The sequence below is a fragment of the Sphingomonas sp. NPDC019816 genome, assembly GCF_050274375.1.
Taxonomy (GTDB): Bacteria; Pseudomonadota; Alphaproteobacteria; order Sphingomonadales; family Sphingomonadaceae; genus Sphingomonas.
Genome location: NZ_JBNNOB010000111.1, coordinates 1 through 12,829 on the forward strand (window position 1 = coordinate 1; position 12,829 = coordinate 12,829).

At 63.9% G+C, this 12,829-nt stretch carries 15 protein-coding genes; 8 read left to right on the forward strand and 7 right to left on the reverse strand.

Translation table 11 applies throughout. The features are described from left to right. Positions 1-122: 122 nt before the first annotated feature. Positions 123-698, reverse strand: a complete 576-nt coding sequence (locus ACQKJZ_RS14515; RefSeq protein ID WP_427731815.1) for a 3'-5' exonuclease — start codon at positions 696-698, stop codon at positions 123-125. 124 nt (positions 699-822) lie between these two features. On the opposite strand from ACQKJZ_RS14515, the gene ACQKJZ_RS14520 reads away from it, so the two are divergent. After that, complete coding sequence (locus tag ACQKJZ_RS14520; protein ID WP_427731817.1) at positions 823-2,112, forward strand: homoserine dehydrogenase; 1,290 nt, start codon at positions 823-825, stop codon at positions 2,110-2,112. Between the two features lie 222 nt (positions 2,113-2,334). Here ACQKJZ_RS14520 and ACQKJZ_RS14525 read toward each other — a convergent pair whose 3' ends face one another. Together ACQKJZ_RS14525 and ACQKJZ_RS14530 are read right to left on the reverse strand one after the other, a co-directional pair. After that, positions 2,335-3,291, reverse strand: coding sequence for an isopenicillin N synthase family dioxygenase (locus tag ACQKJZ_RS14525; protein WP_427731819.1), 957 nt, complete (start codon positions 3,289-3,291; stop codon positions 2,335-2,337). 69 nt (positions 3,292-3,360) lie between these two features. Next, positions 3,361-3,861, reverse strand: coding sequence for a hypothetical protein (locus ACQKJZ_RS14530; protein WP_427731821.1), 501 nt, complete (start codon positions 3,859-3,861; stop codon positions 3,361-3,363). A 190-nt stretch (positions 3,862-4,051) separates the two neighbouring features. Here ACQKJZ_RS14530 and ACQKJZ_RS14535 point away from each other — a divergent pair, with 190 nt between their 5' ends. The 6 genes from ACQKJZ_RS14535 to ACQKJZ_RS14560 all read left to right on the forward strand — a co-directional run bounded on the left by ACQKJZ_RS14535 (position 4,052) and on the right by ACQKJZ_RS14560 (position 8,924). After that, complete coding sequence (locus tag ACQKJZ_RS14535; protein WP_427731823.1) at positions 4,052-5,518, forward strand: hypothetical protein; 1,467 nt, start codon at positions 4,052-4,054, stop codon at positions 5,516-5,518. A 122-nt stretch (positions 5,519-5,640) separates the two neighbouring features. Continuing rightward, the gene (locus ACQKJZ_RS14540; RefSeq protein WP_427731825.1) at positions 5,641-6,888 is read left to right on the forward strand and encodes a multidrug effflux MFS transporter; all 1,248 of its coding nucleotides are present in this window, start codon (positions 5,641-5,643) and stop codon (positions 6,886-6,888) included. 85 nt (positions 6,889-6,973) lie between these two features. Continuing rightward, positions 6,974-7,315, forward strand: coding sequence for a DNA primase (locus ACQKJZ_RS14545; protein WP_427731827.1), 342 nt, complete (start codon positions 6,974-6,976; stop codon positions 7,313-7,315). Then, positions 7,312-7,635 (forward strand): MliC family protein, encoded by a 324-nt coding sequence (locus ACQKJZ_RS14550; RefSeq protein ID WP_427731829.1) that lies wholly within the window; start codon positions 7,312-7,314, stop codon positions 7,633-7,635. Before ACQKJZ_RS14545 ends, ACQKJZ_RS14550 begins: the two co-directional genes overlap by 4 nt. Before the next feature lie 229 nt (positions 7,636-7,864). After that, a complete protein-coding gene (locus tag ACQKJZ_RS14555) occupies positions 7,865-8,497 on the forward strand; it encodes an outer membrane protein (protein ID WP_427731831.1) in 633 nt (210 codons plus the stop codon). A 94-nt stretch (positions 8,498-8,591) separates the two neighbouring features. Next, entirely contained in the window at positions 8,592-8,924 is a 333-nt protein-coding gene (locus ACQKJZ_RS14560) for an HNH endonuclease (protein WP_427731833.1), read from the forward strand. Positions 8,925-9,319: 395 nt separating this feature from the next. Here the strand turns inward: ACQKJZ_RS14560 and ACQKJZ_RS14565 are convergent, their stop codons facing one another. Both ACQKJZ_RS14565 and ACQKJZ_RS14570 read right to left on the reverse strand, forming a co-directional pair. Further along, on the reverse strand, positions 9,320-10,375 hold the full coding sequence (locus ACQKJZ_RS14565) for a ribonucleotide-diphosphate reductase subunit beta (RefSeq protein WP_261268832.1): 1,056 nt from the start codon (positions 10,373-10,375) through the stop codon (positions 9,320-9,322). Between the two features lie 46 nt (positions 10,376-10,421). After that, entirely contained in the window at positions 10,422-10,619 is a 198-nt protein-coding gene (locus tag ACQKJZ_RS14570) for a hypothetical protein (RefSeq protein WP_427731835.1), read from the reverse strand. Between the two features lie 56 nt (positions 10,620-10,675). Here ACQKJZ_RS14570 and ACQKJZ_RS14575 point away from each other — a divergent pair, with 56 nt between their 5' ends. Beyond that, positions 10,676-10,927, forward strand: a complete 252-nt coding sequence (locus ACQKJZ_RS14575; protein WP_007403708.1) for a DUF2171 domain-containing protein — start codon at positions 10,676-10,678, stop codon at positions 10,925-10,927. Between the two features lie 77 nt (positions 10,928-11,004). Here ACQKJZ_RS14575 and ACQKJZ_RS14580 read toward each other — a convergent pair whose 3' ends face one another. Then, positions 11,005-11,397 (reverse strand): endonuclease domain-containing protein, encoded by a 393-nt coding sequence (locus ACQKJZ_RS14580; protein WP_427731838.1) that lies wholly within the window; start codon positions 11,395-11,397, stop codon positions 11,005-11,007. Between the two features lie 119 nt (positions 11,398-11,516). Next, on the reverse strand, positions 11,517-12,829 hold a 1,313-nt coding region (locus tag ACQKJZ_RS14585; RefSeq protein ID WP_427731840.1), incomplete at its 5' end, for a ribonucleoside-diphosphate reductase subunit alpha.

Here is a 12,829-nt window from a genome sequence, read left to right on the forward strand (position 1 = left end):
AAAAAAAAAAAAAAAAAAAGCACGGTGGAGGGGGATGGCCGCAAAGGATGTCGCGGGCGGAAAGCCCCCTCCGTCAGGCCTGCGCCCTGCCACCCCCGTGCCGGGGGGGGGGGGGGATTATACTACGCCTGATCCGCCCGTAGCACCTTGCGCAGGGCACGCGCCGAGAGGGGCGGGGTGAACCAGTCGGTCAGCGACAAACCCGTTTGCGCCATTGCCCGCAGCACCACTTGCCCTGCGGCGCGCGCATCGCTCAACGCGTCGTGATGGCGGTGCTCCAGCTCCAGAAACGCCGCCAGCGTGTTGAGCTTGTGGTTCGGAAGCTCGGGCCAGGCGCGCCTGGCGATCGTCACGCTGTCCAGCCAGCGCGCCGCGATCGGGGGCAGGGCATCGCGCTCGCACGCACGGCCCAGCGCGCCCTTGTCGAACCCCGAATGCGCCACCGTCACGCGCCCGCCCAGATGCGCGGCCAGCTCGGGGTGCAGCGCTGCGAAGGTCGGCTTGCCCAGCACATGGTCGGCGGTGATGCCGTGGATGCCGATGTTGAAGCTGCTGAAATCGTCGCACGGGTCGACCAGCGTTTCATAGGCGAGCACCTCGACCCCGGCGGCATAGCCGACGATGCCGATCTGGCAGATGCTGCTGGTACGCGAACAGGCGGTTTCGACGTCGATGACCACGAAATCAGGGGGAGTCATGCGAGGCGTCATAGAGACTTATCACCATTTGAGCAATAAAAGGTCCTGAAGTTGCTCGACAGCGACCGTTTCTATCCGCTACCGCGCCGGGTCTTACGAACGCTCAAGGATATGGGAAACGAAGATGGGCGACGCATTGCGGGTGGCTTTGGCGGGACTGGGCACGGTGGGGGGCGGCGTCATTCGCCTGCTCGATGCGAACCGTGACCTGATTACCCGGCGCGCCGGCCGGCCGATCGAGATCGTCGCCGTCTCCGCCCGCGACCGGACCAAGGATCGTGGCGTCGATCTGTCGCGCTTCGAATGGGTCGACGATACCGCCGCGCTCGCCTCGCATCCGAACGCCGACGTCGTGGTCGAGCTGATCGGCGGATCGGATGGTCCGGCGCTGACCCTGGCACGCACCGCGCTGGGGGCGGGGCGTGGCTTCGTGACGGCCAACAAGGCGATGCTGGCGCATCACGGGCTGGAGCTGGCGCAAAAGGCCGAAGAGACGAACGCCCCGCTGAAGTTCGAGGCGGCGGTCGCGGGCGGCATCCCGGTCATCAAGGGGCTGCGCGAGGGCGCGGCGGCCAATGCCATCGCGCGCGTCTATGGCATCCTCAACGGCACCTGCAATTTCATCCTGTCCAAGATGGAGGCCGAAGGCCGCGACTTCGCCGAGGTTCTGGCGGAGGCGCAAGCGCTGGGCTACGCCGAGGCCGATCCCAGCTTCGACATCGATGGCGTCGATGCTGCGCACAAGCTGTCGATCCTGGCCGCCATCGCCTTCGGCACCCAGCCGGCGTTCGACGATGTCGCAATCGGCGGCGTGCGGCATGTGCTGGCCGCCGACATCGCGCAGGCGGCGTCGCTCGGTTATCGCGTGCGCCTCGTCGGCGTGGCGGAGGAGGGGGCGAACGGCCTGTTCCAGCGGGTGCACCCGCATCTTGTCCCGCTCGACCATCCGCTGGCGCATGTCACCGGCTCGACTAACGCGGTCGTGGCGGAGGGCAATTTTGTCGGCCGGTTGCTGTTCCAGGGCGCGGGCGCGGGCGATGGCCCGACCGCCAGCGCGGTGGTCGCCGACCTGATCGACATCGCGCGCGGCGAATATGGCGCGTCTTTCGCCATGCCCGCGCATGAGCTGACCGCCGCGACGAAGGCTGATAGCGGCGAGCGGCGGGGCCGCGCTTACTTGCGCTTCACCGTGCAGGACAAGGTCGGCGTGCTGGCCGAGATCGCCGCGGCGATGCGCGATGCGGGCGTGTCGATCGAAAGCCTGATCCAGCGCGGCGAAGCGGCGGACGGCGGCGTGATGATCGCGATGGTCACGCATGAAGGGCCGGAACGCGCGGTGGCGCAGGCGCTGGAGCGATTGCGGGGGAGCCAGAGCTTGGTGGGGCAGCCGTTGCTCATGCATATTCTGGGGTGATTTGTTGGGGGAGGGGTAAGGTCTCTGCGAGGCCCCTTACCCTCCCCCAGCCCAGTTTCAGGTAAACGATGCCCCGCATCGTTTAGGTCATGCCGGGGGCATGATCGACCTGAAACTCGCTTGCGCGAGGGGAGTTTTAAAATTCAAACCTGGGCTCTTGCCGCTCCCCTCCCGCAGGCGGGAGGGGCTGGGGGAGGGCGGTGTCTCACCGAGCCCACCCCCTCACTTCTTGATCAAGCCGATCTCCACCAACCGCTCATACAGATAATCATGTGCCGTAATCGGCGTCGGATAGCGGTTCGGATTCTCCGCGCTGACCGTCCCCGGCAGCGTCTCGATCAGGAAGTCCGGCGCCGGATGCAGGAAGAACGGCATCGAGTAGCGCGAGAAGCCGCGCCGTTCGACCGGCGGGTTGACCACCCGGTGCGTGGTCGAGGGCAGGACATGGTTGGTCAGCCGCTGCAGCATGTCGCCGACATTGACGACCATCGCGCCCTCGGGCGGGCGGATCGCCAGCCACTCGCCCGAATCGCGGTCGAGCAGTTCCAGCCCCGCTTCCTCCGCGCCGAGCAGCAGGGTGATCAGGTTGATGTCCTCATGCGCACCCGCCCGCACGCCCTCGGCATCCGCCGGGATCGGCGGATAATGGAGCAGGCGCAGCACCGAATTGCCGTCCTTCACCGCCGGGTCGAACCAGTTGGGCTCCAGCTTCAAATGCCGCGCGATCGCCGAGAGCAGCCGGTCGCCCGCCCGGTCGAAGGCGGCGAAGAGTTCGAGGAAATCGTCGCGGAACCCTTCCGGCCGCTCGGGCCAGATATTGGCGGGCATCCGGTCGGCATAGGTGTGCCCCTCGGGCAGTTCGCGGCCGACATGCCAGAATTCCTTGAGGTCGACGACGTGCGCATCCTTGGCGATCTCGGTCTTGAAGGGGGTATAGCCGCGCGCGCCGCCGCCGCCGGGGACGTGATAGCCGCGCTTCTCCTCCTCGGGCAGGTCGAACAGCGCCTTGGTCTGCGCCCAGGCGCGGTCGATCAGTTCGCCGGGCACGCCATGGTCGGCGACGATCGCGAAACCGAACCGCTCGAACGATCCGCCCAGCGCGGCGGCGAAGGCTTGCGGGTCGCGGTCCTGATCGGCGAGGCTGAGAGTCGGGACCTCGGCGGAGCGGGTGTCGGTCATGGCAATATGTCCAAAAAAGCGAATAGACCCGGGGCTATACCGCGTCGTCGTCGCAGGGAACAGGGCGGCTTATCCGCCCAGCGTGATCGTCCCCGTCGATCGGTCGCCGCCCTCGGGGCGTAGCTCCAGCCGGAACGGCTTTTCCTCCGCCGTCTTGCCGCCCAGCGCGGACCCCTGATCGGTCAGGGTGAAGTCGGCCTCGCCCATCTTCTCGCGGAACCAGCCGCGCACCGTGGCGGGATCGGCTGGACTGTCGAAGGTCATGGTGAAGGCCTTGTCACGGCCATTGCCGACATCGACGTTGCGGATCTTCGAGCCGGGATAAAGGTGCACGCCGTTCAACTCGAAATTATCCGCCTCCAGCGAGATCTTGGGCAGCTTGAACGCGCCGGAAAAGCCGGGCAGCGCCAGCTTCACCTCCCCCGACTTGCCATCGACCGCCGCCAGCGTCTGTCCGTCCGCGCTGTTGATCGAGATCGAAGTCCCCTCGGTCGGCCGATCGCAGGCCGACAGGGCGAGCGCGGCGAGGAGGGGGAGGGTCAGGCCGATACGGGAAAACGCGTTCGTCATGACAGGCTCCGTGGCATTGCAGGTCGGTGATACAGCGAGGGCGATCATTCACTTTTTAAACTGTAGGGGGGCTGAATAGGGTGTTGAAGCGTCTTTTTCGCCTGCCAGTTCCCTTCACTTTGGTTCTGATCGTCGTTGCCTGACATTCGTGCTGCTCGTAACTTTTAACGAGTTTGGGAGAGCCGCGACCATGGGTGAAGCAAAGGCGAAGCGAGATGTGCGGCGTGAGCGCGAAAAGCTGAGCAAGCCACTTTCTCGGTCCCGCTTCAATCTTCTGGCGATTGGCACCCGAAGATCACCTGCGCCCTATCTTTATGAGGAGGTAGGGTATTGGGCAGACAATGAAGAGCGCGTGATCGGGGTCGTCGCACGCGACTGGCAGGATGATGATTATTATTGGTCGCTGCTGGCGCGCGATCGCAATGGGCGCTTTCGTTCGGTAGACATTGATGGGAGTTTGCGGTCCGTAGCTTATGCAACTGTCGCATTGCGCGAACGTATCGCCAAAGCGGTGACCGAGGACGACCTCGATCTGCTGGGCACGCAAGGCGATGAGACAAATTATCCGACCGATCTGCTGTCGGTGCCCGCCGGGACCAAAGCGGAAACACTTCATCCGAATTTCAGGTTGCTGATTGACACACTTGGTCGCGCACCAGCGCGCGCCGTGTTCAAGGAACTTGGGCCTTGGTTGGCGCCCTCCGATCCGCACTTCGTCAAGGAATTCCAGACCAGTCAGTTCGACCAGCGCCTGTGGGAGTTGTATCTTTGGGCCGTGTTTCGCGAATTGGGTTACGATGTTACGCAACCTGAAGCGCCGGACTTTTACATCGTGTCGCCCAAGGGAGAATTCACGGTTGAAGCAACCACATGTGCGCCATCCGGCGGGGGCGTGCTGGCCGATCATCCCGATCCGCAAACCCCGGACGCAATGAAGGCCTTCCTCGCCGATTATATGCCCATGAAGTTCGGCGGGGCGCTGACCGCCAAACTTCAAAAGAAGAATGCCCATGGCGAGAGCTATTGGGAACGAGGGCCGGGCGCCGGCAAACCGTTCGCATTGGCGGTCGCCGATTTTCATAAGCCCGGCGGCGACGGTGAAATAGGCTCCATGACCTATACGCAGGAAGCGCTTTGGATTTACCTGTACGGCCATCGTATCGAGTGGGAATTGGTCGACGGGGCATTGTCGATCCGGACCGTGAAAATCGACCCTCACACATTCAAAACCAAAGTGATAGAAACCGGATTTTTCGATCTTCCCGGTGCGGAAAACATTTCCGCAGTTGTGTTTTCCAACGCTGGCACGCTCGCGAAATTTGATCGAATGGGTGTCGATGCGGGGTTCGCGCCGGCAGACCACCGTTATTATCGCGTGGGTTTTCGCCTCGATCCTGATCCCAATGCGGTGATCGGTACACGATTCTGTGATGAAGTCGTTGCGGACAACGAGGAACGATGGTCCGACGAACTGCAGGTATTTCACAACCCGAATGCCAAATTCCCGCTCCCGCTGGAGGCCTTTGCCGGCGCGACGCAGCATCGCTTCGAAAACGGGGTTCATGTGTCTCATTCGATCGGAACCCCCGTGCTCAGTTCGTACACGATGATCATGCGGATCGTCGGCGACGACGCGAGCGAGACGGTCACGGCCTGATCGTCATCCCACCCAGCAATTCCCGTTCGAAGCCATAAGGGAAAGCGTCGGAGGGTGCTGATCGACGTCGGTCATGTTTACCGGTTCCCCTGCCCGCCGATCGTCCCTATGTGGCAGACATCATGTCCGATTCCCGTTCCGCTGATCCGGTGACGCCCGTCACCGCCGAACCCCCCGGCGCGCCGATCGGGTTTGTCGAGTTCGTCCTTCTGGTCGCCGCGCTGATGGCGTTGACCGCGTTGGGGATCGACTCGATGCTGCCCGCGCTCCCCGCCATTGGCGAAGCGCTGCACGCCGCGCCCGCCGTGCGGCCGTTCGTCGTCACCGCCTTTCTGATCGGGTTCGGCGTGGCGCAGCTGGTGCACGGGCCGCTGGCCGATCGTTATGGCCGGCGGCGGGTGCTGATCGTCGCGCTGGTCATCTATATCGTCGCCAATGCCGCCGCCGCGATGGCGGGCAGCTTCGTGCTGCTGATGATCGCGCGGGTCTGCGCGGGCGCGGCGATCGCCGCGACCCGGGTGGCGACCGTGGCGCTGGTCCGCGACTGCTACCATGGCCGCGCGATGGCGCAGGTGATGTCGATCGCCTTCATGGTCTTCATGGTCGTGCCGATCCTGGCGCCCGCCTTTGGCGAGCTGGTGCTGCTGTTCGGCAATTGGCGACTGATCTTCTGGACGATCGCGGGCCTGTCAGGGCTGGTCCTGCTCTGGTTTGCCGCGCGCATGCCCGAGACGCTGGCACCCGAGGCGCAACTGCCCATCTCGCCCAGCCGTATCTGGAGCGGATGGCGCGAGACGGCGACCGATCGGCTGTCGCTGGGCTATACGCTGGCGGCGACCGCATTGATGGCGGCACTGTATGGCTATCTCAACTCGATCCAGCCGATCATGGCGGTGACGTTCGGCCGTGAAAAGCTGCTTGCGCTGATCTTCGCCACCACCTCCATGACGATGGCGGCGGCCAATCTGCTCAATTCGCGGATCGTGATGCGGCTGGGCACCCGGCTGATCAGCCATAGCGCGGTGTCGATCCTGATCGCGGTGTCGGCGCTGCACGTCGCGTTGATCGCGCTGGGCTTCGAGACGCTGGTCGCCTTCGCGGTGTTGCAGGGGATCACCATGGCCTGTTTCGGCCTGGCGACTTCCAACTTCTCGGCGATGGCGATGGAACGGATGGGCGGCATCGCCGGCACCGCGTCCAGCGTGCAGGGTTTCACCAGCGTTACCATCGGCTCGATCATCGGCGCGGGCATCGGCCAGGCCTTTGACGGGACGGCGGGGCCGTTGGTGCTGGGGTTCCTGCTCGCCGGGGTCGTCGCGTTCGCAGTGGTCTTCGTCACCGAGCGGGGGCGCATGTTCCGCCCGCTCTGATCCCGCCGCCCCGATCCTGGTCATTCCGGGAACCGCCCCGACATCCGCACCGTTCCACCTTCGCAATCGAGGACAGGAGGCAAGCATGGGCGGACATCAGGTTCCCAGCCAGGGATCGGGCGACGATGGTTTCGATGAGGAAGGCTATGACGAAAGCCAGCGCGCCGAGATCCTGGAGGTCACGCGCGATGGTCCCAGCGACGGCGTCCTGCTGACCGATATCGAACCCGATCTGGGCGACGACAGCGTCGAGGACGAGCCGATCGACGAGATCGCGATGGATTCCGAAGAGGTCGGCGAAACCGACGCCTCGGTCGACATGGACGAAGAGGATGTCGACGAGGACGATCTTCAGGAGGATTTCGAGGACGACGTCGTCGCCGATGGGGATATCGACGAAGCCGACGACGCCGCGCTGCGTCCATGAGCCGGCTGCCCATCGCCCTGGCGGCGGGCGGTGCCGTACTGGTCGGGTGTTCGTACATGCCCGACCCGCGCGACGCCATGCCGCCGATGATGTCCACCAGCTTTCAGTGCGACAATGGCAGCCGCTTCTGGGTCCGCTTCGACAATCGCGACGATAGCGCCCTGATGCGGATCGAGGACCTCGAACTGCGCATGGAGGGGCATCGGGTGGCCTCCGGCATCCATTATGCCGGTATGGAGCACGACCTGCGTGGCAAGGGCGATACGGTGGTTTTGACACGGCCTACCGGCGAATCGCTTCGCTGTACCGCAATTCGATGAGCCGAACGGGATTTCGCGGCCAAAAGGCGGCACGAATCCAAGCTTGCCGCATTCTGCCCGCAATTGGTTCATCCAAGTGACAGGAACTGTGGCATCACGGCAACATGTTCCAATAACGCGACCAAAAATGTCACTTCTGTGCAACCGCGTTCGGTTTTGCCGGTTAAGCGGGCCTGGGCTGAGCGGTTCGACCCGCCGCCCCACATAGAATAAGAGAAGGGTATCTCACATGCGTAAGCTTTCCCTCGTCGCCGCTGCGGCGGCCGCGTTCGTTGCCGTGCCCGCCATGGCGCAGGACATGAACACCACCGACACGATGGCGCCCGCCGCCGACACCGCGACCGCTCCCGACGGCACCCGCGCCTTCGGTATCGAGCCCTATGTCGCAGTGATGGGTGGTTGGGAGCAGTTCGATCGCCAGTCGGTCGCCGGCATCCCCGCGCAGCCCAAGGGCTATAACCTGGACGGCGCGCTGGTCGAGGGTATCGTCGGCTTCAACGTTCCGCTGGGCCCCGTGTTCGTCGGCGCCGAGGGCGCGGTCGCCAAGGGCGTGTCGGGTGACATCGACTGGCAGTATGGCGCCTATGGCCGCGCGGGCTTCCGCGCCGGTGAGAGCGGCCTGTTCTACGGCAAGGTCGGCTATCGCTGGAACAACTTCCACAACTTCGCACCGGGCGTCACTGGTGACCTGAAGCGTGACTATCACGCGACCGTGTACGGCGTCGGCGCCGAAGTCGGCCCGAAGGACATCGGTCTGGGCGGCCTGACCGGCAACTCGGGTCTGCGTCTGCGTCTGGAAGTTTCGACCTTCGACGACGCCCACTCGTTCCGTCCGATGGCGGGTGTGGTCGCACACTTCTGATCCCTTACGGATCCAGTTGGCTTAAGGTGGCGGGGTTCGGCAGCGATGCCGGACCCCGTTTTCCTTTGGGGGAACGCTTCCCATATCGGCCGTGATGGTCGGACGGGTAAAGCGCAAGGCGGGTTTGGCCGCAGCGGCGGAGCGGGTGGCGGCGGCGCCACCCCCGACCTGTGCGCTATGCGAGCGACCGCTAGGGGTGAAGGTCGAGTGGCATCACCCCGTGCCCAAAAGCGAGGGCGGGCGCGACACGGTGCCGGTGCATCCGATCTGTCATCGCACGATCCACGCGACGTTGACCAATGCGGAACTGGCGCGGGACTATTCGGATTTCGCGGTGCTGCGGGCGCACCCTGACATGGTCCGGTTCCTGCGCTGGATCATGGGCAAGCCTGCGGACTTTCATGCGCCGACCAGGGTGGGGCGGTAGGTTTTGGTTCGCGCAGAGGCGCGATGGCGCGAAGGGTTTCGGTTCTTACGGGGACGTAGAGGTTTCTGGTTCGCGCAAAGGCGCGGAGGACGCAGAGGAGTTTTGAAAGGCGCTATCCGCTTTCCCCTCCCTTCGTTCAGCCTGAGCGAAGTCGAAGGCCAAGGGCGAACATTCCCTCACAGGCCCTTCGGCCGCAGGCCATGTCTGATTCCGTAAATGGGACAAGCGTTGTCCCGTGGCCTTCGACTTCGCTCAGGCTGAACGGGGATTGGAAGATTGGCCTCCCGTCCTTCTTCTCCGCGCCCTCCGCACCTCCGCGCGAACCAACCTTCTTCGCGCCATCGCGTCTTCGCGTGAACGAAAAAAGGGCGGGCCGAAGCCCGCCCTCTCGAAGGTCACTCCGCCGCGACACCCGCGGCCGAGAACATGTCGCCGGTCTCGCCCGGCTCTTCGTTCGCCGCCTTGGCGGTCTTGGCCTTCTGGCGGGTGTCGAACGCGTCCCAGACGTCGTTCCACTGGCCGCGCGTCGCCGCCTTGGAATATTCGGTCGCGCGCGTCTCGAAGAAGTTGGCATGCTCCACGCCGTTGAGCAGCGGGGTCAGCCAGGGCAGGGGATGCTCGTCGATCATGTAGATCGGCTTCAGCCCCAGCTGGCCCAGACGCCAGTCGGCGATGTAGCGGATATACTTCTTGATCTCCTTGGGCTTCATCCCTTCGACCGGGCCCATTTCGAAGGCGAGGTCGATAAAATTATCCTCCAGGCGGATCGTCGTCTGGCACACATCGGCGATGTCGTCTTTCACCGCCTTGGTCAGGCACTGGCGCTCCTGGCAGAAGGCGTGGAACATGCGGATGATGCCCTCGCAATGCAGGCTCTCGTCGCGCACCGACCAGCTGACGATCTGGCCCATGCCCTTCATCTTGTTGAAGCGCGGGAAATTCATCAGCATCGCGAAGGACGCGAACAGCTGAACGCCCTCGGTGAAGCCGCCGAACATCGCCAGCGTGCGCGCGATGTCCTCGTCGCTGTCGACGCCGAAATTTTGCATATAGTCATGCTTGTCCTTCATCTCGGCATATTCGAGGAAGGCGCCATATTCGCTCTCGGGCATGCCGATCGTGTCGAGCAGATGGCTGTACGCGGCGATATGCACCGTCTCCATGTTGGAGAAGGCGGTCAGCATCATCTTGATCTCGGTCGGCTTGAACACCCGGCCGTACTTCTCGTGATAGCAGTCCTGCACCTCGACGTCGGCTTGCGTGAAGAAGCGGAAGATCTGGGTCAGCAGGTTGCGCTCATGATCGGTCAGCTTCTGCGCCCAGTCGCGGCAATCCTCGCCCAGCGGCACCTCTTCGGGCAGCCAGTGGAGCTGTTGCTGACGCTTCCAGAACTCGAACGCCCAGGGGTATTCGAAGGGCTTATACTGCTTGGAGGCTTGGAGGAGAGGCATCGGGGTTACTCCAAATACGAATGACGTGAAAAGGGTGAAGGCCGGTTCAGCCGCTGCTCGCCCAGGAGCGCAAAGCGGTGGCGAAACCGGCGAGGATGATGCCGCCCATGGCGAACATGGTGCCCGCGATCAGCCGGGCGTAGCGGCCCTGCTCCGATCGGGGCGTGCGGAGCTGCAGCAACAGGATCGCACCGACTCCGCCGAGCATACCGGCGACCACGTACATGATGAACGCCGATGTCATGCGACCAATTCCGGCTTTGCGCGTTCCGAAACCGAACCCAACACAGGAGACTTAAGATGGTCGATGTCAGCCAGATCAAGGAACATGCGGAAGTCATCGGTGCGGACGGCGTCCATGTCGGCACCGTCGACCACGTCCAGGGCGACCGCATCAAGCTGACCAAGAACGACAGCCCCCAGACCCAGGACGGGCAGGGCGCCAAGCATCATTACCTGCCGATCGGCCTGGTCGCCGAGGTCGAGGGCGACAAGGTCCGCCTGTCGGCCACCGCACAGAACGCCGTCGACCAGTTCGAAGAGGCGGAGTGAGCTTCTACTCCCTCTCCCCTTGTGGGAGAGGGAGGGCCCCGCGACCGAAGGTCGTGGGAGGGTGAGGGGGCCGACCATCACGGGCGGCCCTTTTGCGTATGCGCCGTCCGCGCGCCGATAGCCATCACGACACCGTCGAGATCGGTCATCACATCGGCATTGGCGAAGCGGATCACGTTATAGCCTTCATGTTTAAGGAAACGGGTTTGCGCGGCGTCGCTTTCCAGTTTCGCCGCATGATCGTCGCCGTCGATTTCGATGACCAGCCGTGCCGTATGAGAACAGAAGTCCACATGGTACGGGCCCATTGGAACCTGGCGGCGGAACTTCATGCCCGGCAGCGCCTCGCGTAGCGCGCGCCACAGCCTGCGTTCGGGCTCACCGGCATTCTGGCGCAGTTCACGCGATCGACTGACCGTGGTGGCGGGAAGCAACTGGCGCTTGGTCAGGCCTTGTGCGTTGCCCCTCACCCTTCCCACGGCCTGTGGCCGCGGGCCCCTTCCCTCTCCCACAAGGGGAGAGGGAGGTTTGGGCGAATGAGGGGCCATGGCTTTGACCTTTCCGTCAGGCGATCAGCGCGGCTCCTGCCTTACTGGCACGCCAGGCATTCGTCATAATCGGTCGTTTCCCCAATCTCGAACTTCGGCGCGCTGATCGTGTTGTCGGCTTCGACGCCGCCCGAACCTGCGAACCCGGCGCGTTGCACCGACTTGGAGCGCAGATAATAGAGCGACTTGATGCCCAGCTCCCACGCGCGGAAGTGGAGCATCAGCAGGTCCCACTTCTCCACGTCCGCCGGGATGAACAGGTTCAGCGACTGCGCCTGGTCGATATAGGGCGTGCGGTCACCGGCCAGTTCGAGCAGCCAGCGCTGGTCGATCTCGAACGAGGTCTTGAACGTGTCCTTCTCTTCCGCCGACAGGAAGTCGAGATGCTGGACCGAGCCGCCATGCTCCAGGATCGAATTCCAGACCGCATCCGAATTCTTCGACTTCGCGATCAGGATCTTTTCGAGATACGGGTTCTTGACCGAGAACGAGCCCGACAGCGTCTTGTGGGTGTAGATGTTCGCCGGGATCGGCTCGATGCAGGCGCTGGTGCCGCCGCAGATGATGCTGATCGACGCGGTCGGCGCGATCGCCATCTTGCAGCTGAAACGCTCCATCACGCCGACGTCCGCGGCATCGGGGCAGGGCCCGCGCTCGACCGCCAGCGTCATCGACGCCTGGTTCACCTGCGCGTTGATGTGCTTGAACATCCGCAGGTTCCACGACTTGGCCATCGCGCCCTCGAAGGGGAGCCCTCGCGCCTGGAGGAAGCTGTGGAAGCCCATCACGCCAAGACCCACCGAGCGCTCGCGGCTGGCCGAATAGGCGGCGCGCTCCATGCCCGGCTCATGCCGTTCGATATAGTCCTGCAGGACATTGTCGAGGAAGCGCATCACGTCCTCGATGAACTGCTTGTCGTCCTTCCACTCGTCCCAGGTTTCCAGGTTGAGCGACGACAGGCAGCATACGGCGGTGCGGTCATTGCCCTTGTGGTCGATGCCGGTCGGCAGGGTGATTTCCGAACACAGGTTCGAGGTCGACACCTTCAGCCCCAGCTCGCGGTGATGCTTGGGCATGTTCTTGTTCACATGGTCGGCGAAGACGATGTACGGCTCGCCGGTCGCCAGACGGGTCTCGACCAGCTTCTGGAACAGCGCGCGCGCGTCGACGGTGCTGCGGACTTCGCCGGTCTTCGGGCTCGTGAGATGCCATTCGGCGCCGTCGCGCACCGCTTCCATGAAGGCGTCGGGGATCAGCACGCCGTGGTGCAGGTTCAGCGCCTTGCGGTTGAAGTCGCCGCTGGGCTTGCGGATTTCCAGGAACTCCTCGATCTCGGGGTGCGAGATGTCGAGAT